The sequence below is a fragment of the Pseudomonas persica genome (genome assembly GCF_900291015.1).
Lineage (GTDB): Bacteria > Pseudomonadota > Gammaproteobacteria > Pseudomonadales > Pseudomonadaceae > Aquipseudomonas.
The window spans coordinates 105,654-131,896 of sequence record NZ_OLKL01000039.1; the positions used below are offsets into that span (position 1 = coordinate 105,654).

At 65.3% G+C, this 26,243-nt stretch carries 15 protein-coding genes; 9 read left to right on the plus strand and 6 right to left on the minus strand.

The features are described 5' to 3' along the window. Positions 1-50 precede the first annotated feature (50 nt). From FQ664_RS18845 to gnd, 3 genes are all read right to left on the minus strand, one after another. On the minus strand, positions 51-1,847 hold the full coding sequence (locus FQ664_RS18845; RefSeq protein ID WP_144174031.1) for a glycoside hydrolase family 15 protein: 1,797 nt from the start codon (positions 1,845-1,847) through the stop codon (positions 51-53). A 144-nt stretch (positions 1,848-1,991) separates the two neighbouring features. Further along, positions 1,992-3,497, minus strand: coding sequence for a glucose-6-phosphate dehydrogenase (zwf, locus tag FQ664_RS18855; RefSeq protein ID WP_144174032.1), 1,506 nt, complete (start codon positions 3,495-3,497; stop codon positions 1,992-1,994). After that, complete coding sequence (gnd, locus tag FQ664_RS18860) at positions 3,494-4,477, minus strand: phosphogluconate dehydrogenase (NAD(+)-dependent, decarboxylating) (protein WP_144174033.1); 984 nt, start codon at positions 4,475-4,477, stop codon at positions 3,494-3,496. The genes zwf and gnd overlap by 4 nt, the downstream gene beginning before the upstream one ends. A 201-nt stretch (positions 4,478-4,678) precedes the next feature. On the opposite strand from gnd, the gene FQ664_RS27310 reads away from it, so the two are divergent. The 9 genes from FQ664_RS27310 to FQ664_RS18900 all read left to right on the plus strand — a co-directional run bounded on the left by FQ664_RS27310 (position 4,679) and on the right by FQ664_RS18900 (position 18,487). Continuing rightward, entirely contained in the window at positions 4,679-4,846 is a 168-nt protein-coding gene (locus tag FQ664_RS27310; protein WP_178091018.1) for a DUF6026 family protein, read from the plus strand. A gap of 641 nt (positions 4,847-5,487) precedes the next feature. After that, positions 5,488-7,044: a glycogen synthase GlgA gene (gene glgA, locus FQ664_RS18865; protein ID WP_144174034.1), complete on the plus strand. Its 1,557-nt coding sequence runs from the start codon at positions 5,488-5,490 to the stop codon at positions 7,042-7,044. A 13-nt stretch (positions 7,045-7,057) separates the two neighbouring features. After that, the gene (treZ, locus tag FQ664_RS18870; RefSeq protein WP_144174035.1) at positions 7,058-8,800 is read left to right on the plus strand and encodes a malto-oligosyltrehalose trehalohydrolase; all 1,743 of its coding nucleotides are present in this window, start codon (positions 7,058-7,060) and stop codon (positions 8,798-8,800) included. Continuing rightward, the gene (malQ, locus tag FQ664_RS18875; RefSeq protein ID WP_144174037.1) at positions 8,797-10,866 is read left to right on the plus strand and encodes a 4-alpha-glucanotransferase; all 2,070 of its coding nucleotides are present in this window, start codon (positions 8,797-8,799) and stop codon (positions 10,864-10,866) included. The genes treZ and malQ overlap by 4 nt, the downstream gene beginning before the upstream one ends. Continuing rightward, positions 10,863-13,637 carry a malto-oligosyltrehalose synthase gene (locus tag FQ664_RS18880; RefSeq protein WP_144174038.1) on the plus strand — a complete coding sequence of 925 codons (2,775 nt, stop codon included), beginning with the start codon at positions 10,863-10,865 and terminating at the stop codon, positions 13,635-13,637. Before malQ ends, FQ664_RS18880 begins: the two co-directional genes overlap by 4 nt. Before the next feature lie 14 nt (positions 13,638-13,651). Then, positions 13,652-13,900: a DUF2934 domain-containing protein gene (locus FQ664_RS18885; protein WP_144174039.1), complete on the plus strand. Its 249-nt coding sequence runs from the start codon at positions 13,652-13,654 to the stop codon at positions 13,898-13,900. 153 nt (positions 13,901-14,053) lie between these two features. Continuing rightward, positions 14,054-16,207, plus strand: coding sequence for a glycogen debranching protein GlgX (gene glgX, locus FQ664_RS18890; RefSeq protein WP_144174040.1), 2,154 nt, complete (start codon positions 14,054-14,056; stop codon positions 16,205-16,207). Positions 16,208-16,299: 92 nt separating this feature from the next. Then, positions 16,300-17,094: an endonuclease/exonuclease/phosphatase family protein gene (locus FQ664_RS18895; protein ID WP_144174041.1), complete on the plus strand. Its 795-nt coding sequence runs from the start codon at positions 16,300-16,302 to the stop codon at positions 17,092-17,094. 316 nt (positions 17,095-17,410) lie between these two features. Beyond that, positions 17,411-18,487 (plus strand): autotransporter domain-containing protein, encoded by a 1,077-nt coding sequence (locus FQ664_RS18900; RefSeq protein WP_144174042.1) that lies wholly within the window; start codon positions 17,411-17,413, stop codon positions 18,485-18,487. Positions 18,488-18,604: 117 nt separating this feature from the next. Here the strand turns inward: FQ664_RS18900 and glgB are convergent, their stop codons facing one another. The 3 genes from glgB to FQ664_RS18915 form a co-directional block, all read right to left on the minus strand. Next, positions 18,605-20,815 (minus strand): 1,4-alpha-glucan branching protein GlgB, encoded by a 2,211-nt coding sequence (gene glgB / locus FQ664_RS18905; RefSeq protein ID WP_144174043.1) that lies wholly within the window; start codon positions 20,813-20,815, stop codon positions 18,605-18,607. Between the two features lie 3 nt (positions 20,816-20,818). Further along, positions 20,819-24,133: a maltose alpha-D-glucosyltransferase gene (treS, locus tag FQ664_RS18910; RefSeq protein WP_144174045.1), complete on the minus strand. Its 3,315-nt coding sequence runs from the start codon at positions 24,131-24,133 to the stop codon at positions 20,819-20,821. 74 nt (positions 24,134-24,207) lie between these two features. Continuing rightward, positions 24,208-26,226, minus strand: coding sequence for an alpha-1,4-glucan--maltose-1-phosphate maltosyltransferase (locus tag FQ664_RS18915; RefSeq protein WP_144174046.1), 2,019 nt, complete (start codon positions 26,224-26,226; stop codon positions 24,208-24,210). Positions 26,227-26,243 lie beyond the last annotated feature (17 nt).

The following is a 26,243-nucleotide window of genomic DNA, read 5'->3' on the forward strand; positions in this document are numbered from 1 at the left end:
CGGCCTGAAACAACCGGGTAATCACACATTGATTGCCGGTGGACGCGACGCTATCCACTACTCGCCCGATCACGCACAGGGCACTGTGCGCGGTGCAGGTTCAGTGCGGTGTTGATGATGCCGATATGGCTGAACGCCTGGGGGAAGTTGCCGAGCATGCGCTGGCCCGCCGGGTCGTACTGTTCGGCCAGCAGGCCGAGATCGTTGCACAGGCCGGTCAGGCGTTCGTAGAGTGCTTGCGCTTCTGCCTGGCGGCCCAGCAATACATACACATCGGCCAGCCAGAACGAACACACCAGGAAGGTGCCCTCACCGGGCGTGAGGCCGTCGCTACAACTGTCACTGTCGTAGCGCAGCAGCAGGCCGTTTTTCTGCAGGCGCTGTTCGATCTGATCAAGCGTGCGCAAAAAACGTGGGTCATCCGCCGGCAGGAAGCCGGTCAGGGCGATCTGCAACAAACTGGCGTCCATCTCGGTCGAGCCATAGGCCTGGACGAAAAAGCGGCCGCTGGGGTCCAGGCCCTGCGCGCATACTTCACGGTGAATCTCGTCAGCGACCTGGCGGTAATGCCGCCCGCGCTCGCGGCCTTCCTCGGTGGTGTCGGCCAGCCCTGCAGCACGGTCGAAGGCGACCCAGGCCATTACCTTGGAGTGCACGAACTGCTGCCGCCCACCGCGCACTTCCCAGATGCCTTCGTCCGGCGCGCGCCAGATGCGCTCGACGTAAGGCAGAATCAGCCGGGAGATGGCAGCACTGCGCGGATGGCGGGGCAAGCCGCCCTTGATCGCCTGGGTCATGGCGTCGGCCAGTTCGCCATAGATATCCAGCTGCCTCTGCTGGGACGCTGCATTACCCACCCGCACCGGTTGCGAGTGTTCGTAGCCGGCCAGCCACGGCAAGCTGTATTCCTGCAGGTCGCGTTCGCCAGCCAGGCCGTACATGATCTGCATCTGCTCGGGGTTGCCGGCCACCGAGCGCAATAGCCACTCGCGCCAGGCCTGGGCTTCGTCGAAGTAGCCAAGGTTCATGAAGGCCAGCAGGGTCATGGTCGCATCGCGCAACCAACAGAAGCGGTAGTCCCAGTTGCGCTCGTGGCCGATGCGCTCGGGCAGTGAGGTGGTGACGGCGGCAACGATGCCGCCGGTAGGCGCGTAGGTCATGGCCTTGAGGGTCAACAGCGAGCGGCGCACCAAGGCAGAGTATGGCCCCACCTCTGGGCAGCGGGCGGCGAAGGCCTGCCATTGGTCGATGGTCTGCGCCAGCGCTTCGTCGCTATCACCGCCGGGCTGCACCGGCAGGTGCGAAGGCTGGTGACGCAGACTGAACACCTGGCGTTCGCCCGCGCCGACGCGAAAGCGGGCGACGGTGTGCTGGTCACGGGCATGCGGAGGGACGGTGCTGCACAGGATCAGCCGATCGGGGCCGGCGACGGCGCTGAGGGTCAGCGGGTCGAGCCGTTCTACCCAGGGCACGCTGCGGCCATAGTCGAAGCGCATCACCAGGTCCATCTCGAAATTGGTTTCGCCGGCGAGGCCCTCGACGATGCGCACCAGCGAATTGACCTCGCCCAGTGGCATGAAGTCGAGCACGCGGGCGCGGCCGCTGGCGGTGACCCAGGTGGTTTCCAGCACCAGGGTGTCGTCCAGATATTGGCGGCTGCTGTGTTCGACCGGGTCGCAGGGGGCCAGGCGCCAGCGGCCGTTTTCCTCGTTGCCCAGCAGTGCGGCGAATACCGCGGGGGCGTCGAAGCGTGGCAAGCACAGCCAGTCGAGCGAGCCATCGCGGCTGACCAGGGCGGCGCTGCGGCAGTTGCCCAGCAGGGCATAGTCTTCGATGTGGGCAGACATTGGGGCTCCTTTGTGTGGCTGCCTGTGCTGGCCTCTTCGCGGGTAAACCCGCTCCCACAGGGACATCACAGACCTTGAAACCATCGATATCCCTGTGGGAGCGGGCGTGCCCGCGAAAGGGCCGGCACAGGCTTTACAGAAACCTCACCCCAGGCGATGCCACTCGCGCTTGTCCCGTGCCAGCAATTCATTGCCAGCCTCGGGCCCGTCTTCACCGGCCGGGTACTCATGCACCTCACCGCCCTGGGCCCAGGCATCGAGGAACGGCTGCACCGCGCGCCAGCCGTTCTCGATGTTGTCAGCCCGCTGGAACAGGGTCTGGTCACCGGTCAGGCAGTCGTAGATCAGCGTCTCGTAGCCGGTCGCCGGGGTCATCTTGAAGAAGTCCCTGTAGGCAAAGCCCAGTTCGATATTCTCCATCACCAACTCCGGCCCGGGGCGCTTGGCCTGCAGGTCGAACCACATGCCTTCGTTGGGCTGAATCTGGATTTTCAGGTAATTGGGCTTGGGCCGCTCCAGCTCCGACTCGCGGAACTGCGCATAAGGCGCGGGCTTGAAGCAGATGGCGATTTCGGTGTCACGCACGCTCATGCGCTTGCCGGTACGCAGGTAGAACGGCACCCCGGCCCAGCGCCAGTTATCGATCATCACCTTCAGCGCCACATAGGTCTCGGTCTGGCTATCGGCCGCGACGTTGGCCTCGTGGCGGTAGCCGGGCAACTGCTTGCGCCCCTGCTTGCCGGCGCTGTACTGGCCACGCACGGAGTTTTTCAGGGCCATCTTCGCCGACCATGGGCGGATGGCACCAACCACCTTGGCCTTTTCGCTGCGCACGGCATCGGCAGCGAACGCGGCCGGGGGCTCCATGGCCACCATCGCCAGCAACTGGAACAGGTGGTTGGGCACCATGTCGCGCAGCGCCCCGGTACTGTCATAGAACGCACCACGAGTCTCGACACCAACGGTTTCCGCGGCAGTGATCTGCACATGGTCGATGTAATGGTTGTTCCAGAACGATTCGAACAAACCGTTGGAGAACCGGCTGACCAGAATGTTCTGCACCGTCTCTTTGCCCAGGTAATGGTCGATGCGGTAGATCTGCCGCTCGCCCATCACCTTCAGCAGGCAGGCGTTGAGCGCTTCGGCGCTGGCCAGGTCGGTGCCGAAAGGCTTCTCGACCACGACGCGGCGAAAGCCCCCGGCCGACTCGTCGAGCAGCCCGGCCTGCCCTAGCCGCTGCGCCACCTCGGGGAAGAAGCGCGGCGAGGTCGCCAGGTAGAAGATGGCATTGCCATGGCGGGTTGTGTCGATGCGCTTGGCAAGGGCCTGGTAGGTGGCCGGGTCGAGAAAATCGCCGGTCTGGTAATCCAGGCGCTTGGCCAGGCGTGCCCAGAGCTTCTCGTCCAGGCACTTGGCCGTGCCGTCCCCAGCTTTGTCACGCTCGACCATGAAGGCATGCAGGCGCCCGGCGAATTCCTCGGCAGTGGCCGGGTTGTGGTCGACACCGACGATGCGCAGGTTGCGGTCCAGCAAACCGTCACGGCTGAGGTTGTACAGCGCCGGCATCAGCAGGCGCTTGACCAGGTCGCCATTGGCGCCGAACAGGAACAGGGTGCATGGCGGTGCGGGCGGAATGCTCTGTCTGGTCATTCGCCTTTTTTCTCGACATGGCCACCGAAGCCCAGGCGCATGGCTGAGAGAATCTTGTCGCCATAGGTGCCCTGCTGCTGACGCGAGCGGAAGCGGGCGAACAGCGCGCTGGACAGCACCGGCACCGGCACCGCCTGCTCGACGGCGGCGTCGATGGTCCAGCGGCCTTCACCACTGTCGGACACCGAGCCACTGAACTGCGACAGCTGCGGGTCGGCCACCAGCGCATCGGCGGTGAGGTCGAGCAGCCACGAGGTAACCACGCTGCCACGCCGCCAAACTTCGGCGATTTCGGCCACGTTCAGGTCGAAACGCTGGTCTTCCGGCAGTTCGTTGCCGCCCTTGCTGCGCAGCAGGTCGAAACCTTCGGCATAGGCCTGCATCAGGCCGTATTCGATGCCGTTGTGCACCATTTTCACATAGTGCCCGGCACCCGCTGGGCCGGCATGGATGTAGCCGTGCTCGGCGCGCTGGTGCTCGCCGCTGCGGCCATGGGTGCGCGGGATGTCACCCACGCCCGGGGCCAACGCCTTGAACAGCGGCTCCAGGCGCTCGAACACGTCCTTTTCGCCCCCGATCATCATGCAGTAGCCACGGTCCAGGCCCCACACGCCGCCGGAGGTGCCGACGTCCAGGTAATGCAGCCCGCGCTTGGCCAGCTCGGCAGCTCGGCGCACGTCGTCCTTGTAGAAGGTGTTGCCGCCGTCGATGATCGCATCGCCCGGCTCCAGCAGTTCGGCCAGTTGGGCGATGGTCTGCTCGGTGGGTTCGCCGGCGGGCAGCATTACCCACACCGCACGCGGTGCTTTCAGCTTCTGTACCAGCGCACCGAGGTCGTGCGCGCCCTGGGCGCCCTCGCCCTCCAGGCCATCGATGGCCTCGCGGTTGCGGTCATGCACCACAGTACGGTGGCCGGCGCGCATCAGGCGCCTTGCGATATTGCCGCCCATGCGGCCCAGCCCGATGATTCCCAGTTGCATGAGCCGATGCTCCCCTTGAAATAAATGACAACACAATCCAGCTTTTCAGATTAGTCCAGCGAACCACTCGAGGGTTCAGCGACGAACGGCGAGACCACGATAAACAAAAAAGTTCCCAAGGCCTGCGAAAGAATTCAGAATGCGCCCGCGTGAAGCGTCTACGCTTTGACTTGTCACTAGCCAAAACCGCGAGGTGTGCTCATGGGTACCTTGATGCCTGCAACCCCAACCCAGACCCTCTATGTCTCCGTGCGCCGTGATGAGCTGCGTAAATTGAAGGACGAACGTGACCAACTGCGTCAACAGGTCGCCCAACTGAACTTGCTGCTGGCGCAACAGCGCGCTGAAGACAAAACTGTCAGCGTCTGATTCTACCTTCTTCTTGTGGGGGCTGAATGGCTCCCACCCCTGCCTGATCTCTCCTGATCCAGCTTTTCCAGGCCTGGCCTCTTCGCGGGTGAACCCGCTCCCACAGGTACAGCGTGGGATGCAGAAGCAGCGCAAATCCTGTGGAAGCGGGTTTACCCGCGAACAAGCAGCCATCTTTCCAGCGCCCAACTATGGTGCATCCGCCCACGCAAGCCACAATATGGCGCACCACCGAAAGCCCCTCGCCCAACGCTGTTCACATCCGGTCACAGACGCCAACGTTTGCGTCTATTCCGCGGCACGAGAATGGTGACCAGCGGGTCACCTTTTTTGCTCTTTCTCTCCTACACTCGGGTTTCGGCCCGCCATTTGCTCATTGGAAGAGTGACGAAAAAAAGTCGAACTTTCAGGAACACGGGCAGGTCAGGAACTAAGTAGGCCAAACGCAAGGGACTTCCCAGCATCGGCCCACACACCCACACCAGCCCAAGCGCCTTCGGCCGGAATGCTGATCGCGCTGTGCCTGCGCGCACGCCCCTGGGGCATGGAACGCACTACGCAGAATTCAGAAACAGAGAGAACCAACACGAAACATCGCCACGGGTGCCAGCACCCGGCCAAGCATAGGGACGGAGAGAAGTATGATCAGTGCCGCTGTCGAGCCTCACGTAGATTCATTCAACCCGGACAACCGCGAACCGCTCACCCCGGACTTCGCCGCGACAGGCAAGGCACCCGGCGCCCAGCGCCAGCACAACCGCAACAAACGCAAGATTTTGTTCGTGACCTCGGAAATCGCCGATCTGGTGAAAACCGGCGGTCTGGGTGACGTATCCGCAGCCTTGCCGCGCGCCCTGGCACACCTGCACGATGTTCGGGTGCTGATCCCCGGCTACCGCCAGGTAATGGCAAGTGACAACCCCATTCACATCGTCGGTGAACTGGGCGGCCACGCCGCCCTGCCGCCGTGCAAGATCGGGCGCATGGACATGGCCGATGGCTTGGTCATCTATGTGCTGATCTGCCCCGAGCTGTACCAGCGCGACGGCACCCCCTATGGCGCCAACAACGGCCGCGACTGGCCCGACAACCACATCCGTTTCGCCCGCCTGGGCCTGGCCGCCGCCGAAATCGCCGCCGGCGAAGGCAGGATCCACTGGAAGCCCGAAGTGGTGCACGCCCACGACTGGCCCGCAGGCCTGGCGCCGGCCTACATGCACTGGCGCGGGCTGAGTACGCCAACCCTGTTCACCATCCACAACCTGGCCTACCAGGGCGTGTACAGCCGCGGCTGCAGCCCGGAGCTGGCGATCCCCGAGCACGCCATGCAGCAGGAAGGCATGGAGTTCTACGGCAAGCTGTCGTTCCTCAAGGCCGGTCTGGCCTACGCCAGCCACATCACCACCGTCAGCGCCACCTATGCCCGGGAAATCACCACCCCGGAATTCGGCTGCGGCCTGGACGGTTTCCTCGCCAGCAAGGCCCAGCAAGGCCTGCTTGGCGGCATCCCCAACGGCATCGACGAGAGCTGGGACTCGGCCACCGACAAGCATCTGCAGCACAACTTCAGCATCAACGACTGGGACGGCAAGGCACGCAACGCCCAGGAAGTGCGCGAGCTGTTCAAACTGCAGCCCTCCGAAGGCCCGCTGTTCGCCGTGGTTTCACGACTGGTCTACCAGAAAGGCCTGGACCTGACCCTGGCCGTGGCCGACTACATCGTCGAGCAAGGCGGGCAGATCGCGATCATCGGCCGTGGCGAGCCGGAAGAAGAGCAGGCCATGCGCGAGCTGGCGCTACGCCACCCGGGCCGCATCGGCGTGCGCATCGGCTTCAACGAAACCGACGCCCGGCGCATGTTCGCCGGCAGCGACTTCCTGCTGATGCCGTCACGCTACGAGCCATGCGGTCTCAGCCAGATGTACGCGCAGCGCTTCGGCTCGCTGCCGGTGGCGCGCAACACCGGCGGCCTGGCCGACACCATCGAGTGCGGCGTCACCGGTTTCCTGTTCAACGAGTCCACCGTCGAGAGCTATCGCCAGGCACTCAGCCGCGCCTTCTATGTATACGGCAAGAAGGACCTGCTGAACGCCATGCGTTGCCTGTCGATGACCCAACCGTTCAACTGGTGCCAGGCCGTGGAACCCTACGCCCGCCTGTACGAGGACCTGGTCAAGCAGGCGCACAGCCACTACTGAGCGGGAGCCGAAGATGCACAGGCATGGCGCACACCTGCTGGACGCCACGTCGGCGCGCTTCGCCCTCTGGGCCCCGGATGCGCGCCGCGTAAGCGTGGAACTGGAGCAACAGCCGGCCTTCGAGCTGTTGCCCGATGATGCTGGCTGGTACACCGGTGTGGCCCCGTGCCAGGCCGGTGACCGTTACCGCTACCGTATCGACGGTGAACTGCTGGTGGCCGACCCGGCCTCGCGCTACCAGCCCGACGGCGTACAAGGGCCGAGCCAGGTGGTGGATGTGGCCAGCTATGCCTGGCAACACTCCTGGCAAGGCCGGCCCTGGCACGAGGCGGTCATCCAGGAGCTGCATGTCGGCTTGCTCGGTGGCTACACCGGGGTCGCCCGGCAACTGCCGCGCCTGGCCGAACTGGGCATCAGCGCCATCGAGCTGATGCCACTGGGGCAGTTCCCCGGCGAGCGCAACTGGGGTTACGACGGCGTGCTGCCCTATGCACCGCAAAACACCTACGGCAGCCCCGAGCAACTGTGTGCGCTGGTCGACCAGGCCCACGGCCAGGGGCTGATGGTGCTGGTCGACGTGGTGTACAACCACTTCGGCCCCGACGGTAATTACCTGCACCAGTACGCCAGCCCGTTCTTCCGCGACGACCGCCAGACCCCGTGGGGCGCAGCCATCGACTTCCGTCGCCCGCAAGTGCGCGAGTACTTCATCCAGAACGCCCTGATGTGGCTGTGCGACTACCGCTGCGATGGCCTGCGCCTGGATGCCGTGCACGCCATCGACCAGCCCGACTTCCTGGTCGAGCTGGCGCAAAGGGTGCGCGCTGCCGTGCAGCCGGGCCGCCACGTGTGGCTGGTACTGGAGAACGAGCACAACCAGGCCTTCCTGCTGGAACAGGGCTTCGACGCCCAGTGGAACGACGACGGCCACAATGCCCTGCACGTGCTGCTGACCGGTGAAACCGAAGGCTACTACGCCGACTACCGGCAGCGCCCCATCGACCAGTTGGCCCGCTGCCTTGCCGAAGGCTTCGTGTTCCAGGGCCAGGCCAACCGCCATGGCATGCCCCGCGGCGAGCCCAGCGGGCACCTGGCGCCCAGCGCCTTCGTGCTGTTCCTGCAGAACCATGACCAGGTCGGCAACCGCGCCCTGGGCGAGCGCCTGACCCGCCTGTGCCCGCTGCCGGCGCTGCGCGCTGCTACCGGCCTGTTGCTGCTGGCGCCGATGATCCCGCTGCTGTTCATGGGCGACGACGACGGCAGCTGCCAGCCGTTCCTGTTCTTCACCGACTTCCATGACCAGTTGGCCGACGCCGTGCGCGAAGGCCGGCGCGGCGAGTTCGCCCATTTCCCCGCCTTCGCCGACCCCGAGCAGCGCCAACGCATCCCCGATCCCAACGCCGAACAGACCTTCGAGGCCTCCCGCCCGCAGGCCAGGGAAGTGATCGCCGGCTGGCACGGCCTGTACCAGCAGTTGCTCGACCTGCGCCACCGCCATGTGATTCCGCACCTGCCCGGCAGCCGCGCGCTGGGCGCCGAGGTGCTCGGCGACAAGGCACTGACCGCACGCTGGCAGCTGGGCGATGGCAACACCCTGCGCATCGACCTGAACCTGGCGGCTACCCCACAGGCGGTCGAGCTGCCCGCGCCGGCCACCCGGCTGTTCGACAGCAGCAACACCCGGCACCCCGATACCCATCTGGCCGCGTACAGCTGCGTGGTCAGCCTGCTTCCCCCTGCCCAGGAGCGCCCATGAGCGAAACTGCCCTGCACCGCCTGGCGACCCGCGTCGGGCTAAGCCGCGACTGGATCGACGCCAATGCCCGGCCCCAGCGTGTCAGCGACGAGGTGCTGCGCAATATCCTTGAAGGCCTTGGTCACCCGGCCACCGATGACGCCGCCATTGCCGCCAGCCTGCGCGCCGTGGACGCTGCCGAAGACAGTGAGCACCTGCCACCGCTGCTGACCGCCGACCTCGGCCAGCCACTGGCACTGGCGCGCTACTTCAGCGCCGCCAGCGTCGCGCACTGCACCCTGGAAGACCACAGCGCCCTCACCCTCAGCCTCGACGACCAGGCCCGCCTGCCTGGTGCGCTGCCCATCGGCTACCACCAGGTGGCAATCGACAGCCGCCGCTTCACCGTGGCCGTGGCCCCACCACGCTGCCACAGCCTTGAAGACCGGGTGCAACAGCCGACCCCGCGCTGCTGGGGCCTGACCGTGCAGCTGTACAGCCTGCGCCGCCCCGGCGATGGCGGCTTCGGCGACTGCCTGGCGCTGGAGCAACTGGCCCGCGCGGCCGCCGAGCGCGGTGCCGATGCCCTGGCCATCAGCCCGATCCACGCCCTGTCGGCCATCGACCAGACGCACTACAGCCCCTACTCGCCCTCCAGCCGCCTGCTGCTCAATACCCTGTACGCCAGCCCGGCCGCGCTACTGGGCGAGCGGGCGGTGCGCGTGGCCATCGAAGCCTGCGGCCTGGAGCAACAGCTGGAAGACCTGGAGCAAGGCCCGCTGGTCGACTGGTCGCGTGCCGCCAGCGCCCGCCAGCGCCTGCTTGAGGCCCTGTACCAGGGTTTCAGCCAGGGCGACCACCCGCTGCGCAAGGATTTCGACAGTTTCCGCGAAGCCGGCGGCCAGGCCCTGGAACACCACTGCCGCTTCGAGGTGCTGCAGGCCCAAGCCGTGGAGCACGGCCTGGGCGCCGACTGGCGTCACTGGCCCAAGGCCTGGCACGACCCGTACCACCCGGAAGTGGAGGCCTTCGCCAACACTTACCCGGCCAAGATCGAGTTCCATGCTTTCTGTCAATGGCTGACCGAACGGGGCCTGCAACGCGCCCAGGAAGCCGCACGCGGCAACGGCATGGCGGTCGGCCTGATCGCTGACCTGGCGGTGGGCGCCGACGGTGCCGGTAGCCAGGCCTGGAGCCGCCAGGACGAGCTGCTGGCAGGCCTGAAAGTGGGTGCACCGCCCGACATCCTCAACCGTGCCGGCCAGGACTGGGGCATCTGCGCCTTCTCGCCCGAGGGCCTCAAGCGCAACGGCTACCGCGCCTTCATCGAAATGCTGCGGGCCAACCTCGCCCACGCCGGCGGCCTGCGCATCGACCATGTCATGGGCCTGCGCCGGCTGTGGCTGATCCCGCAGGGGGCCAAGCCCAGCGAAGGCGCCTACCTCAACTACCCGCTGGACGACCTGCTGCGCCTGCTGGCGCTGGAGTCGGTACGCCACCAGGCCATCATCCTCGGTGAAGACCTGGGCACCGTGCCGGACGGCCTGCGCGAGCAACTGGCGGCCAAGGCCGTGCTGGGCATGCGCGTGCTACCGTTCGAGCAGACCCAGCCCGGCCATTTCAAGCCGATTCTCGACTGGCCGGACAGCGCCCTGGCCACCACCGGCACCCACGACCTGGCGCCACTGGCCGGCTGGCTGGAAAACCGCGACATCGACTGGAGCCACCGCCTGCAACTGATCGACGCCGCCACCGAACTGCACTGGCGCCACGAGCGGCAGAAGGAGCACGACGGCCTGCGCCGCACCCTGGAGGCCAACTACGGCACGCTGCCGGACAACCACGCGCTGATCGACGCGGCCATCCGCTACGTCGGCCACACCCGCGCACCGCTGGTGCTGGTGCCGCTGGAAGACCTGCTGGGCTGCGACGAGCAACCCAACCTGCCAGGCACTACCACCGGCCACCCTAACTGGCGACGACGCTTTGCCCGACCGGTACGTGAACTGCTCGACGACGATGACGCCGCACGCCGCCTGGAACTGCTGGCCCAGGCCCGCGAACAGGCCTGGGAGCGTGACCGATGAAAGCGCTGACCGCGACCCTGCGCCTGCAGTTTCACAGTGATTTCACCCTCGATCACGCCGTGCCGCTGGTGCCGTACTTTGCCCAGCTGGGCATCAGCCACCTGTATGCCTCGCCGATCCTCAAGGCGCGCGCCGGCTCACGCCACGGCTACGACGTGGTCGACCCGACCTGCGTCAACCCCGAGCTGGGCGGCGAGGCGGCACTGCAACGGCTGGTCGCAGCCCTGCGCCAGCACGGCATGGGGCTGATCCTCGACACAGTGTCCAACCACATGGCCGTGGGCGGTGCCGACAACCCGTGGTGGCAGAGCCTGCTGGCCTGGGGCCGGCGCAGCCCGTATGCGGAATTCTTCGACATCCAGTGGCACTCCAGCGACCCACTGCTGGCCGGCCAGCTGCTGTTGCCGTTCCTCGCCAGCGACTATGGCATAGCGCTGAAAAATGGCGAGATACCGCTTGAGTTCGACAAGCACCTTGGGCTGCTGCAAATCGCCCATTACCAACACCGCTTCCCTATCTGCCCGATCGACTATGGCTGGATTCTCGCCCTCAGCCCGGAGCCGGCGCTCCAGGCCCTGGCCGAACGCTTCAGCGCGTTGAACGCATCGGCCACGCCGCTGGCCGACGCCCTGCCCCTGCAAGCCGAACTGGCGCGCCTGGCAGGCGCAGGCGCCGACCTCGAATCGGCCCTGGTGGCGTTCGACAGCCGTAGCGAGAACGGCTTCAAGCGCCTGCACCTGCTGCTGGAACGCCAGAGCTACCGCCTGGCCAGCTGGCGCACCGCCGCCGACGACATCAACTGGCGGCGCTTCTTCGACATCAACGAACTGGGCGGCCTGCGGGTTGAACGCGCGGTGGTGTTCGAAGCCACCCACGCCAAGCTGTTCGAACTGATCGAGCGTGGCCTGGTGGACGGCCTGCGCATCGACCATATCGACGGCCTGGCCGACCCGCGCGGTTATTGCCGCAAGCTGCGCCGAAGGGTCGATGGCCTGCTGGCGCGGCGGCCATTGCATGCCGCCCTGGAGCATTTCCCCATTTACGTGGAAAAGATCCTCGGCACCAACGAGCACCTGCACCGCGACTGGCTTACCGATGGCACTACCGGCTATGACTTCATGAACCAGGTCTCGCTGCTGCAGCACGACCCGGCGGGCGAAGCAGCACTGACCGAGCTGTGGGCCAATGTGAGCGAACGCCCCGACTTCCCCGAAGAAGTGCGTCAGGCCCGCCACCTGGTGCTCAATGCCAGCCTGGCCGGCGACTGCGAGTCGGTGGCCCAGGCGCTGTTGCAGGTAGCGCGCAACGACCTGATGACCCGCGACCTGACTCTGGGCGCAATCCGCCGCGCGTTGCAGGCGCTGGTGGCGCACTACCCGGTGTACCGCACCTACTTCAATGCCTGCGGGCGCCCGGCAGAAGACGAAAGGTTTTTCCAGCAGGCGCTGGCCAATGCCCGCCAGGACCTCGGCGAAGCCGACTGGCCACTGCTCGAGCAGCTTGAACAATGGCTGGGCGGGCAAGCCTGGCGCCACCTGCCAGCGGGGCGGGCACGCAAGCAGCTGCGCCACGCCTGCGTGCGCTTTCAGCAACTCACCGCGCCAAGCGCCGCCAAGGCAGTGGAAGACACCGCTTTCTACCGCAGCGCCCGGCTGCTGTCGCGCAACGACGTGGGCTTCGACGCCGAGCGTTTCAGCGCCCCGCTCGAACACTTCCACGATGAAGCCCAATGGCGCCTGCGCGATTTCCCCGACAACCTGCTGGCCAGCGCCACCCATGACCACAAGCGCGGCGAAGACACCCGCGCGCGCCTGGCCGTGCTCAGCGAGCGCGGCCCATGGCTGGCCAGCCGAATGGAACACTGGCGCGAACTGGCCACGCCGTTGCGCACGCAACTGGATGACGGCTCGGCGCCCAGCCCCGGCGACGAGCTGATGCTGGTGCAGACCTTGCTGGGCAGCTGGCCGCTGGACCTCGACCTGCACGACGACAACGCCCTTGGCCAGTACGCCGAACGCATTCGCCAGTGGCAGCAGAAGGCCCTGCGCGAGGCCAAGCTGCGCAGCAGCTGGAGCGCGCCGAACGAGGCCTACGAAAGCGCCTGCGCCCGCTACATCGATGGCCTGCTGCTGGACAGCGAGAACCAGCAACTGCGCAAATCGCTGGCCGATGCCGCGCACCTGCTGGCCTGCCCCGGCGCCCTCAATGGCCTGGCCCAGGCCCTGCTGCGCATGACCGCACCCGGTGTGCCCGACCTGTACCAGGGCAACGAATACTGGGACTTCAGCCTGGTCGACCCGGATAACCGTCGCACCGTGGACTATGCTTGCAGGCGTCGCACCCTGGACGATGCAACGCCGGTAGCCGAGCTGCTGGCGCACTGGCGCGACGGCCGCCTCAAGCAGGCGCTGATCGCCCGGGTGCTGGACTGCCGCCTGGCCCACGCCGAGTTGTTCCGCCGTGGCGCCTACCTGCCATTGACCGTGCACGGCCGGCACGCCGACAAGGTGGTGGCCTTCGCCCGCCTGGGCGAAGGCGAGCGCGCCGTCATCATCGCGCCACGCCTGGCCAGTACCTTGCTGGCGGGTGCACCGATACCCCTGATCCCGGCACAGAACTGGGACGACACCCGAGTCAGCCTGCCGTTTGCCTTGTCGCCTGCCAACTCGACGGGACTTTTCCCCAGTGCTGCGGTCAGCTCTTCCAGGGAGCTGTTGTTGAGCGCCGTGCTGGCGGAGTTTCCGGTCAACCTGCTGATACAACAATCTTGAGCATCAGGAGCGTCATGATGAGTATTGATGAAAAACGGATCCGCGAATTCGCCTACCAGATCTGGGAGTCCGAAGGTAAGCCCACCGGCCAGGAAGAACGCCATTGGGACATGGCCCGCAAGCTGGCCGAAGCCGAGGCGCTGGCACCCAAGGCGGCGCCGCGCAAGCGGGCGCCGGCCAAGCCCAAGGTAGCGGCTGAACCGGTTGAGAAAGCCGTAGCAGTGAAGAAGCCCCGGGCGGTGAAAAAGCCGGCTGCCGGTTAAGCCTGCACCGGCCTCTTCGCGGGTAAACCCGCTCCTACAGGGATAGCGCCAGGCCTGAGGATGACGGTGTACCTGTGGGAGCGGGTTTACCCGCGAAGAGGCCGGTGCAGGCCTACACAGCTCCCTCCCCCACAACGGCCACAGAGGACCGCCATGAGCCCCCGCACCCCGAAGAAAACCCGCTCGGTCGCCCCGTCGCGTATCCGCGAAGGCCTGCCCTTTCCCCTCGGCGCCACCTGGGATGGCCTGGGGGTCAACTTTGCCCTGTTCTCGGCCAACGCCACCAAGGTCGAGCTGTGCCTGTTCGATTCCACTGGCGCGCACGAAATCGAACGCATCGAGCTGCCCGAATACACCGACGAGATCTACCACGGCTACCTGCCAGACGCGCACCCGGGGCTAGTCTACGGCTACCGCGTGCACGGCCCCTACGAGCCGGAGAACGGCCACCGTTTCAACCCCAACAAACTGCTGATCGACCCGTATGCCAAGCAACTGGTCGGCAGCCTGCAGTGGTCCGAAGCGCTGTTCGGCTACACCATCGGCCACCCCGACGGCGACCTGTCGTTCGACGAGCGCGACAGCGCGCCCTTCGTGCCTAAATGCAAGGTGATCGACCCTGCCTTTACCTGGGGCCGCGACCAGCGCGTGCTGATCCCCTGGGAACGCACGATCATCTATGAGGCCCACACCCGTGGCATCAGCATGCGCCACCCGGCGGTGCCGGAAAAACTGCGTGGCACCTTCGCCGGCCTGGCCAATGACGAACTGCTCAAGCACATCAAGGAGCTGGGTGTTTCCAGCATCGAACTGCTGCCGGTTCATGCCTTCGTCAACGATCAGCACCTGCTGGACAAAGGCCTGAACAACTACTGGGGCTACAACAGCATCGCTTTCTTCGCCCCCCACCCGCGCTACCTGGCCAGCGGCAAGATCGCCGAATTCAAGGAAATGGTCGCGCACCTGCACGACGCCGGGCTGGAGGTGATCCTCGACGTGGTCTACAACCACACCGCCGAAGGCAACGAGCGCGGCCCCACGCTGTCGATGCGCGGCATCGACAACGCCTCATACTACCGCCTGATGCCGGACGACAAGCGCTACTACATCAACGACTCCGGCACCGGCAACACTCTGGACCTGAGCCATCCCTGCGTGCTGCAGCTGGTCACCGACTCACTGCGCTACTGGGCCGGCGAAATGCACGTGGACGGCTTCCGCTTCGACCTGGCGACCATCCTCGGCCGCTACCACGACGGCTACAGTGAACGCCACGGCTTCCTCGTCGCCTGCCGCCAGGACCCGATGTTGAGCCAGGTAAAGCTGATCGCCGAGCCCTGGGACTGCGGTCCGGGCGGCTACCAGGTGGGCAACTTCGCCCCGGGCTGGGCAGAGTGGAACGACCGCTTCCGCGACACCGTGCGCGCCTTCTGGAAAGGCGACGAAGGCCAACTGGCCGACTTTGCCTCGCGCATGACCGCCTCGGGAGACATGTTCAATAACCGTGGCCGGCGCCCCTATGCCTCGGTCAACTTCGTCACCGCCCACGACGGGTTCACCTTGCGCGACCTGGTGTCATACAACCACAAGCACAACGAAGACAACGACGAGAACAACCAGGACGGCACCGATAACAACCTGTCGTGGAACTGCGGTGTCGAGGGGCAGACCGACGACCCGGGGGTGAATGCCTTGCGCATGCGCCAGATGCGCAACTTCTTCGCTACCCTGCTACTGGCCCAGGGCACCCCGATGATCGTCGCCGGTGATGAGTTCAGCCGCACCCAGCACGGCAACAACAATGCCTATTGCCAGGACAGCGAGATCGGCTGGGTGAACTGGGACCTGGACCAGGAGGGTAAGGAGCTGTTGGCCTTCGTCAAGCGCCTGACCCGCCTGCGCCTGGCCTACCCGATACTGCGCCGCTCGCGCTTTCTGGTGGGCGACTACAATGAGGCAATCGGGGTCAAGGACGTGACCTGGCTGGCACCGGATGGCAACGAGATGAGCGTGGAGCAATGGGAAGACCCGCACGGGCGTTGCCTGGGCATGCTGATCGATGGCCGCGCGCAGGTCAGCGGCATTGCCCGGCCAGGCGCCGAGGCCACCGTGCTGCTGATCGTCAATGCCCACCATGACATCGTACCGTTCGAGTTGCCGGCGGTACCCGACGGGGATTACTGGAGCTGCCTGGTCGATACCGACCGGCCAGAGCTGCGCAAGGGGCAGCATCTGCACTTCGACAGCACCTTCGAGGTGAAGGGGCGGTCGTTGCTGCTGATGGTGTTGCAACGCGATGAGGAGTGAACCGTAATGGCGCAGGCAGGTCGTAAATTTTGACCGCCCCAGGCTCCCACAGGGTTTGGTCAATTTATTCAGGAACACCAACAGGAGTAACCGTGAACCCCGAAGCCGGCAGTAAAGGTTTCGCCAGCGTCAACCAGGCCCCGGCAGTGCAGCGGCTGCGGGTGTTGACGGTGAATACCCACAAGGGCTTCACCGCCTTCAACCGGCGCTTCATCCTGCCGGAACTGCGCGAGGCGGTGCGCAGCACCCAGGCCGACATCGTGTTCCTCCAGGAAGTGCTCGGCAGCCATGACCGCCACGCCGCGCGCTACCCCGGCTGGCCGCAGACTTCCCAGTATGAATTTCTCGCCGACAGCATGTGGAGCGACTTTGCCTACGGCCGCAACGCGGTCTACCCCGACGGCCACCATGGCAACGCGCTACTGTCCAGATACCCGATCATCGAACACCGCAACCTCGACGTATCGATCACCGGCCCCGAACGCCGTGGCCTGCTGCACTGCATCCTTGACGTACCCGGGCAGCGCCAGGTGCATGCCATCTGCGTACACCTGTCGTTGCTGGAAAGCCACCGCCAGAAGCAGCTGCAACTGCTGCGCAAGCTGCTCGAATCCCTGCCCGCCGACGCTCCGGTGATCATCGCCGGCGACTTCAATGACTGGAAATCCCACGGCAACCGCACCCTGGGCCTGCAGCGCGACCTGCACGAGGCCTTCGAGCGCCACCACGGCCACCTGGCCCGCACCTACCCTGCACGCCTGCCGCTACTGCGCCTGGATCGCGTCTACCTGCGTAACGCCGAAAGCCATGGGCCACGGATTCTGGGGCACAAACCTTGGTCGCACTTGTCAGATCACCTGCCGTTGGCGGTCGAAGTCAGGCTGTAGCAATGATTCTTCATAGCCGCCAGGCGGCAAATAACGAACACCGCTATCTCTCTTTATTTCACTCGATAAAACAAAGATTTGTGCCATAGCACGGAACATGGACGCTGCCTTCACACTTTCTTGACGCAAGCGGCGACCTCTCCTTAGCTGATCATTATCAAGCAGTAGAAATCTCGCGCCGGGCCTCTAGCTCGCGCCTTCGTGCGCGTCCGCGAAAGCTGGCGTGCTGGTTTGGGTCGCCCACTGTTTTTGCCGTACAGCTCGTGACAACAGGCCAGGTCCTAGGGCTGTAACACAAAAACAAAGGAGATCCGCCATGAAAAGCACCTCGAACCCCTTGCGCTTCGACAGCATTTTCTACGCGGTTTCCACGTCGCTGCTTCTGGCAACCCCGGTGGAAACTATCGCGTATGAACTGCAGGACGACCCGACCTCGCCCGGCTTCCTGCTACAACCGGCAGTACCACAGCTGTCGCTCGACCCGGTCAGCGCCAGTGGCTTGAGTATCGATACCTTGAATGCGTTTTCACAAAAGATGAGCGAGCGCCACGGGCAGGCTGCAGTGGACCTGGTTGCCAGCCAGTGGGCGCAGTTCTTTCCGACCGCCTCGCGCAATGGTGCGCAACCACCAGACCAGCTGGAAGCACCCAGCCAGCAACTGCTGATCGGCCCGGACCTGTTCGTGCGTGAAACTGCAGCAGGCAATGTGCACCGCGCGGGTATCTTCGTCGGGCAGAACAACCTGCAGACCAACTTCAACGGCATACGCCGGCTACTGGGCGACAAGCAGCGCAACGCGGTGAACCTGAGCGGAGAAAGCCTGGGAGTGTACTGGAGCATGACCCATGAACAGGGCTGGCACCTTGACGCCGTGGCCATGGGCTCGCGCATCGACGTCAATGGCCGTGGCGAAAACGGCCAGCGGCTGGACGACAGCGGCCACGCGATGACCTTCTCGCTGGAAGGCGGCATCCCCATCGGCCTGGGTGGCGGCTGGGTAATCGAGCCGCAGGCGCAGTTGATCAACCAGCAGTTCTTCCCCGGCAACCGGGCGCAGGAAGAAACCTTGCAAGCCTTCGACAGCCAGCCGAGCTGGAGCGGCCGGGTCGGCGCCAGGTTGTCCGGGCGTTATGAAGTACGCGGCATGCCGATCGAGCCCTATGTGCGGACCAACGTGTGGTATGACTTCAGCAATGCCGATGAGGTGAAGCTGGACCAGGTCGACAAGATCTCCAGCTCGCGCTACTCGACCACAGTGGAACTGGGCCTGGGGCTGGTGGCGCGGGTGACGCCCACGGTGGCGCTGTTTGTCAGTGCCGATTACAGCAGTGATGTGGATGACAATGATTTGAACGGGTTGATTGGCAGCCTTGGGGTGCGGATGCGCTGGTAGGCAGGCCCGGCCTCTTCGCGGGTAAACCCGCTCCCACAGATATTGCACAAGCTTCGGACCCTGTGCGGTCCTTGTGGGAGCGGGTTTACCCGCGAAGAGGCCAGGACAAGCAACACATCAGGCTGGCTTCATTATCAGAACCCCAAGCGGCGGCAGGTTCAGGGCCAGCGACAGCGGCTGGCCATGGCTGGCCACTTCCTCACTCTCCACCACCCCCAGGTTGCCGACATTCGACCCGGCATACAGCTCGGCATCACTGTTCAGCAGTTCCTGCCAGCGGTCACCGAACGGCACGCCAATGCGATACCCCTCACGCGGCACCGGGGTGAAGTTGGCCACCACCAGCACCGGCTCGCCACTGCTGCTCCAGCGCAGCCAGGCATACACGCTGTTCTGCGCATCGTCACCAATCAGCCACTGGAAACCCTGCGCCTGACAATCCTGCTCGTGCAGCGCCGGCACTTCGCGGTACAGGCGGTTGAGGTCAGCTACCAGACGCTGCACCCCCTGGTGTTCCGGGTACTGCAGCAGGTACCAGTCCAGCTCGCTGTCGTGGTCCCATTCACGCCACTGGCCAAACTCGCAACCCATGAACAGCAGCTTCTTGCCTGGGTGCGCCCACATGAACGTGAGGTAGGCGCGCAGGTTGGCGAACTTCTGCCAGCGGTCGCCGGGCATCTTGTCGATCAGCGAATGCTTGCCGTGCACCACTTCGTCGTGGGAGATGGGCAGGATGAAATGCTCGGAATAGGCATATATGAGCCCGAAGCTCATCTCGTTGTGATGGTAGGTGCGGTGCACCGGATCGTTCTGCATGTAATGCAAGGTGTCATGCATCCAGCCCATGTTCCACTTGTAGGCAAAGCCCAGGCCGCCCTGCTGGGTCGGCTGGCTGACGCCGGGCCATGCGGTGGACTCCTCGGCGATGATCAGCGCGCCCGGGGCCTCGTGGGCCGCCACGCCGTTGAGGTGGCGGATGAAGTCAATGGCCTCCAGGTTCTCGCGCCCGCCATGGCGGTTGGGCACCCATTCGCCGGCCTTGCGTGAATAGTCACGGTACAGCATCGAGGCCACCGCATCGACGCGCAGGCCATCGATGTGGAAGTGCTTCAGCCAGTGCAGCGCCGAGGCCATCATGAAGCCGCGCACTTCGTTACGGCCAAGGTTGTAGATCAGCGTATTCCAGTCCTGGTGGTAGCCCTCCAGGGGGTTGTCGTATTCGTACAGGGCGGTGCCGTCGAAACGCGCCAGGCCGTGTTCGTCGGTGGGGAAATGCGCCGGCACCCAGTCGAGCAGCACGCCAATGCCGCCCTGGTGGCAGGCGTCGACGAAGGCGGCAAAGTCCTCGGCACTGCCGTAGCGCGAGGTGGGCGCGAACAGCGACAGCGGCTGGTAACCCCAGGAGCCGCCGAACGGGTGCTCCATGATCGGCAGCAGTTCGATGTGGGTGAAGCCCAGCTCCTGAACGTACGGCACCAGGCGCTCGGCCAGCTCGCGCCAGTTGTAATAGCGCCCGACTTCGCCCGCCTCATCCAGCTCGCAGCGCCACGACCCCGGGTGCAGCTCGTAGATCGACAACGGCGCGTTGTAGGCATGGCGCTGCGCGCGTTGCGCCATCCAGTCGTGGTCTTGCCAGGCGTGGCTGAGCGCCCCCGCAACCTTGGAGGCGGTGCTCGGCGGCAGTTCGCTGGCGCGCGCCAGCGGGTCGGCCTTCAGGGGCAGTATGCCGTCCTTGCCCAGCACTTCGAACTTGTAGGTTTCGCCCACGCCCAGACGCGGCACGAACAACTCCCACACCCCGGCGCTATGGCGCAGGCGCATGGGGTGGCGGCGGCCATCCCAGTTGTTGAAGTCACCCACCACCGACACCCGACGCGCGTTCGGCGCCCACACCGAAAAGCACACGCCGTCGATACCCTCGGCCTGGATCGGCTGGGCGCCGAAGCGCCCGGACAGGTCGCGGTGGTTGCCTTCGGCGAACAGGTACAGGTCCATGTCGCCCAGTTGCGGGCCGAAGCTATAGGGGTCTTCGGTGACCTGCTCGCCGCCGGCCCAGCCGATCTGCAGCAGGTACGGGTGCGCCTCATCCAGGTGCGCGGTGAACAATCCGGGCAGGCTGCCCTGCTCCATTTCGGTGAGGATGCGCCCGTCATGCCGGGCCAGAATGCGCACATTCAGGGCATTGGGCAGGAAGACGCGGATCACCTGCCCGCCCGCGCCATCGCCATGGGGGCCGAGCACCGCAAATGGATCGGCGTGCTCGGCGCGGGCCAGGGCGTCGAGGTCCCGGTGCCGAAGGCCGCCGTTTTCACGCGTGGTTGCATTCATCTATCACTCTCCCCAGGTACTGATCAGTCCATGCAGGCCATGCAAAGGCACGGCCAGCCAACTCGGACGGTTCTCGGCTTCGTATGTGATTTCGTAGGCGGCTTTTTCCAGGCAGAACAGCTCCAGTGCGGCACGCTCGCCCTCAGCCTGCTGCCAGGCGTGCGGCATGGCTGCGGTGGCCAGGCCATAAGCTTCGACAAAGGCATGCCGCGACTGGTGCAGGTACTGCCGGGCAACACGTTGCCGGGCTTGACGTGCCGGGTCGGAAAGGTCGACCGCAGACGCGTTGCGCAAGATCATGGCAGCAGCATAGTCGAAGGATCGCAGCACGCCGCTGACATCCTTGTACGGGCTGTGTTTTGCCCGGCGCTCTTGCAGCGGCCGGGCCGGTTCACCTTCGAAATCGATGAGGTAGGCATCGCCCTGCACCACCAGCACCTGGCCCAGGTGCAGGTCGCCGTGCACGCGCATCAGCAGGCCACCCTGGGCCTGCCAGGTCAGGTTGGCAATGTGCTGGGCCAGGCCGTCGCGCTGTTGCTGCAAGTCATCGACCAGCGCCTGGCTGTCGCTGTCGAGGCTGTCGCGGTGCTGGGCCAGCAGGTCGAGGGCATGGGTAAGCTCGGCACTGATCTGCGTACTCCAGCGTTCGCTGTCGTCGGCATCGCTTGGGCGCGGCTGGAACGCCTCGTCATTGGTCGGTGCGGCCAGCAGCAGGTGCATCTCGCCCAGGCGCTGACCGAGCAAGGCGGCAAAGCCGGTGAGTTCGGCCAGCGCGTCGGTATGGGCCTCGGCGTCGAGGCTGGAAGGCTCCATCTGGTCGCGGATGGCCCGCTCCAGGGTGTTCTGGGTCCAGGCCCAGGCATCACCCTGGTTGCTCAGGTAGCCCTGGGCGATCATCAGCAGGTGTGGCGCGCCCTGCTCGTCCACCCGGCTGACCCAGCCCAGCAACGGCGAAATATTGGCAAAGCCTGCGGCGGTCAGGTAGGCACTCATTTCCAGCTCCGGGTGCACGCCCGGGTTGACCCGGCGGATCAGCTTGAGTACCACATGGTCGCCGATCACCACCGAGCTGTTGGACTGCTCGGCGCTGAGGTAGCGCACGCTACTTTCTTCGTTCAACGCCAGGCCCGCCAACTGCTGCGTGCTCTCGAAGCACAGCTCGCCCTCGCCGTTGCCACAAGGCAGATGCAGGCCATCCGCACAAGCACGCAGCACCGCGCGGATGAACGGCTCGAGGACAAAGGCGTCGGTGATCAGGCCAACCTGATGGGCACGGCGCACCCGCGCCAGGGCCAGCTGCTGCGGCAGCGCAGTGTTGATCTGTTCCTCGGGCAGCAACCCGAACGGCAGTTGGTAGCGGTTGGCCACACCATCGCTGAGCACTTCTATTTCACCGAGTAGCACCGGCGTGGTGGCCGTGCCGAAGCGCACGCCGTAGCACAGGCGCACTGCGTCGATCGGCCCTTCCTTGCCGGCGAACCAGCGGCGCTTGGGCAGATACTGCGGCAGGATGGCGCTTTGCAGGGTATCGCTGGCGGGGGCTTGCAGTAGTTCTTCCATGCGTTTGCGCAGTACCAGCGTGGTCAGTTCGGGTAACCCCTCGGTGGCCTGGATGTGCCAGCTGGGCATGCGGTCGTGGCTGGCCAGCAGGAACCAGTAGAAGGCGTAGGGTGGCAAGGTCAGCAGGAACGGCAGTTGGCCGATCGGCGGGAAGGCGCTGCCGCCGAGCATCTCCACCGGTACTTTGTCGGCAAATTGTGACAATTCCAGTTCCGCCGCCTGGGCGGCGCGGGAGACGTTGGCCACGCACAGGATGACCTCGGTGTTGCCATCGGCGTCGGTGTACTCGCGCAGGTAGGCGAGGATGCGCCGGTTGTTCGGCGTGAGGGTGCGCAGGCTGCCGCGGCCAAAGGCCTTCTGCTGCTTGCGCACCGCCAGCATGCGCCGGGTCCAGTTCAGCAGGGAGTGCGGGTCGCTGGCCTGGGCCTCGACGTTGACGGTCTGGTAACCATACAACGGGTCCATGATCGGCGGCAGCACCAGGCGTTGCGGGTCGGCGCGGGAGAAGCCGCCGTTGCGGTCCGGCGACCACTGCATGGGGGTGCGCACGCCGTCGCGGTCGCCCAGGTAGATGTTGTCGCCCATGCCCAGTTCGTCGCCGTAGTACAGGGTTGGCGTGCCTGGCATCGACAGCAGCAGGCTGGTGAGCAGTTCGATGCGCCGGCGGTCGCGCTGCAGCAACGGCGCCAGGCGCCGGCGAATGCCCAGGTTGATGCGCGCGCGACGGTCTTCGGCGTAGTAGTTCCACAGGTAGTCGCGCTCGCGGTCGGTGACCATTTCCAGAGTCAGCTCATCGTGGTTGCGCAGGAAGATCGCCCATTGGCAGTTGGCGGGGATTTCCGGAGTCTGGCGCAGGATGTCGGTGATCGGGAAACGGTCCTCCATGGCCAGGGCCATGTACATACGCGGCATCAACGGGAAGTGGAAGGCCATGTGGCATTCGTCGCCCTCGCCTTCGCCGAAGTATGGGCGGGTGTCCTCGGGCCACTGGTTGGCCTCGGCCAGCAGCATGCGGTCGGGGTAGTTGGCATCGATTTCGGCGCGGATCGCCTTGAGCACGTCGTGGGTTTCGGCGAGGTTCTCGTTGTTGGTGCCGTCGCGCTCGATCAGGTAGGGGATGGCGTCCAGGCGCAGGCCATCGACACCCAGGTCGAGCCAGAAGCGCATGACCCCGATCACTGCCTTGAGCACTTGCGGATTGTCGAAGTTGAGGTCGGGCTGGTGCGAGTAGAAGCGGTGCCAGAAGTACTGGCCGGCGACCGGGTCCCAGGTCCAGTTGGACTTCTCGGTGTCGAGGAAGATGATGCGCGTGCCGTCGTACTTCTGGTCGTCATCCGACCACACGTAGAAGTCCCGCGCCTTGCTGCCGCGCTTGGCATGGCGGGCGCGCTGGAACCAAGGGTGCTGGTCACTGGTGTGGTTGATGACCAGCTCGGTGATCACCCGCAGGCCGCGTTTGTGCGCCTCGGCGATGAAGCGGCGGGCATCGGCCAGGTTGCCGTAGTCGGGGTGCACGGCCTTGTATTCGGCGATATCGTAGCCGTCGTCCCGGCGTGGCGAGGGATAGAACGGCAGCAGCCACAGGGTGTTGACGCCCAGCTCGGCGATGTAGTCGAGCTTGCTGATCAGGCCGGCGAAATCGCCGATGCCGTCGTTGTTCGAATCGAAGAACGACTTGATGTGCAGCTGGTAGATGACGGCGTCCTTGTACCACAGCGGGTCGTCAATGAAGGCTGTCGGGCGGGAACGCTTGGCCATGTGCGACTCCTTTCATTTCTGTGGATCGTGTTGCCTGGTTTTGGGGCTGCTGTGCAGCCCCCAGTAATCAAGCCCTAACGGACCTTTTCGATGCGCCAGATACCGAACGGCAGGTGCCAGGGTTCGATACGCATGAACTGGGTCTTGCCATACCACGACCAGCGATGGCCGTTCATCAGGTCCTCACCATGGGTTTCGGCATTGTCGTCCAGCCCCAGCTCCCACAGCGGCAGCTCGAAATGCGCCTCCTGGGCGTTGTGCGGGTCGAGGCTGATTGCCACCAGGATGTAGTTGTCGCGCTCGGGCGTGCGCTTGGCGAAGTACAGGATGTTGTCGTTCCAGCAGTTGAAGAACGCCACGCCCAGGTGGGTCTGCAAGGCGCGATTCTGCCGGCGGATGCGGTTGAGCTGGGCGATCTCGGCGATGATATTGCCGGGCTGGCTGAAATCGCGCGGACGGATTTCGTACTTCTCCGAATCCAGGTACTCCTCCTTGCCCGGCAGCGGCGTGCCTTCGCACAGTTCGAACCCCGAGTACATGCCCCACAGGCCCGACCCCATGGCCGCCAGCGCCGCGCGAATGAGGAAGCCGGCGCGGCCAGAGGTGTGCAGGAAGTACGGGTTGATGTCGGGGGTGTTGACGAAGAAGTTGGGCCGGTAGCACTGGCTCCATGGCGGCTGGTTGAGCTGCTCGAAGTACTCGCGCAGTTCCTGTTTGTGGTTGCGCCAGGTGAAGTAGGTATAGCTCTGCGCGTACCCGACCTTGCCCAGGCGGGCCATCATCGCCGGCTTGGTGAAGGCTTCGGCGAGGAAGATGACATCCGGGTTCCGGCTGCGCACATTGGCGATCAGCCATTGCCAGAACGGCAGCGGCTTGGTGTGCGGGTTGTCGACGCGGAAGGTTTTCACGCCCTCCTTGACCCAACCGACCACCACGTCACGCAGGGCCAGCCACAGCGAGGGCACGGCGTCGGGTGCGTAGAAGTCGAGGTTGACGATGTCCTGGTATTTCTTCGGCGGGTTCTCGGCATAGCGGATGGTGCCGTCCGGGCGCCAGCTGAACCAGCCGGGGTGCTCCTTGAGCCAGGGGTGGTCCTGTGAGCACTGGATGGCGAAGTCGAGGGCGATTTCCAGGCCATGTTCGGCCGCCGCGGCCACCAGGCGGCGGAAGTCGTCGCGGCTGCCCAGTTGCGGGTGGATCGCCTCGTGGCCGCCTTCCGGGCTGCCGATGGCATACGGGCTGCCCGGGTCACCCGGCTCGGCTTTCAGGGCGTTGTTACGGCCCTTGCGGTGCTGCATGCCGATGGGGTGGATGGGCGGGAAGTACAGCACGTCGAAGCCCATGTCGCGGATCATCGGCAGGCGCGCGTGCACATCATTGAAGGTGCCGTGGCGCTCTGGGCTGTCGGTGATCGAGCGCGGGAACAGCTCGTACCAGCTGGCGAACTGCGCCGCCGGGCGGTCGACATCGACAGGGAACTCGCAGCTGCGGGCCAGGTAGCTACGGTGCTCGGCGTCGCTCATCAGGCGGGCGGTGGCGGGGTCGAGGAACAGCGCCACCTGGTCATCGGCACTTAGCGTGGGCAGGCGCTGCCGCACGGCTTCGAGTTCCTCGCGCAGGGCGCCGTTGCACAACTCGATGCCCTTGCCCAGCATCAGCCGGCCTTCTTCCAGCTCCAGCCTTACCTCGACACCGGCGTGGTACTTCTTCTCCAGGTCGTGGCAATAGGTGGCGAACGGGTCGATCCAGGCCTCGATGCTGAACAGGTGCGGGCCCAGTTCGGTGGGGGTGAACTCGGCCAGCCACAGGTCGTTGCCCGGCGACTGCATGGGCACGCAATGCCAGCGCCGGCTATGGGCCTGGCGCCAGTTGAGCACTACTACCAGGCGGTCATGGCCGTCGCTGTAGACCTTGCTGCTGACCGCCACCGGTTGGCCACTGATGGCCTTGGCGGCGAAGGTGCCGGCTTCGAGCACGGGTTGGGTGTCTTCAATCACGATGCGCGGCGCCAGCAGCGCCTGGGACAGGCTGATGGCCTGGTCCGGGTGATCGTTGGCCATGGGCACGCTTTCGAAGGGCTCGTTTCGTGACATCGGACCTTGCTCCCTCA

Bases quoted from the DNA above. Each gene is read 5' to 3' on its own strand.
- FQ664_RS18845 (WP_144174031.1), bottom strand. From the start codon at position 1,847: ATGTCTGCCCACATCGAAGACTATGCCCTGCTGGGCAACTGCCGCAGC.
- zwf (WP_144174032.1), bottom strand. From the start codon at position 3,497: ATGACCAGACAGAGCATTCCGCCCGCACCGCCATGCACCCTGTTCCTG.
- gnd (WP_144174033.1), bottom strand. From the start codon at position 4,477: ATGCAACTGGGAATCATCGGGCTGGGCCGCATGGGCGGCAATATCGCA.
- FQ664_RS27310 (WP_178091018.1), top strand. From the start codon at position 4,679: ATGGGTACCTTGATGCCTGCAACCCCAACCCAGACCCTCTATGTCTCC.
- glgA (WP_144174034.1), top strand. From the start codon at position 5,488: ATGATCAGTGCCGCTGTCGAGCCTCACGTAGATTCATTCAACCCGGAC.
- treZ (WP_144174035.1), top strand. From the start codon at position 7,058: ATGCACAGGCATGGCGCACACCTGCTGGACGCCACGTCGGCGCGCTTC.
- malQ (WP_144174037.1), top strand. From the start codon at position 8,797: ATGAGCGAAACTGCCCTGCACCGCCTGGCGACCCGCGTCGGGCTAAGC.
- FQ664_RS18880 (WP_144174038.1), top strand. From the start codon at position 10,863: ATGAAAGCGCTGACCGCGACCCTGCGCCTGCAGTTTCACAGTGATTTC.
- FQ664_RS18885 (WP_144174039.1), top strand. From the start codon at position 13,652: ATGATGAGTATTGATGAAAAACGGATCCGCGAATTCGCCTACCAGATC.
- glgX (WP_144174040.1), top strand. From the start codon at position 14,054: ATGAGCCCCCGCACCCCGAAGAAAACCCGCTCGGTCGCCCCGTCGCGT.
- FQ664_RS18900 (WP_144174042.1), top strand. From the start codon at position 17,411: ATGAAAAGCACCTCGAACCCCTTGCGCTTCGACAGCATTTTCTACGCG.
- glgB (WP_144174043.1), bottom strand. From the start codon at position 20,815: ATGAATGCAACCACGCGTGAAAACGGCGGCCTTCGGCACCGGGACCTC.
- treS (WP_144174045.1), bottom strand. From the start codon at position 24,133: ATGGCCAAGCGTTCCCGCCCGACAGCCTTCATTGACGACCCGCTGTGG.
- FQ664_RS18915 (WP_144174046.1), bottom strand. From the start codon at position 26,226: ATGTCACGAAACGAGCCCTTCGAAAGCGTGCCCATGGCCAACGATCAC.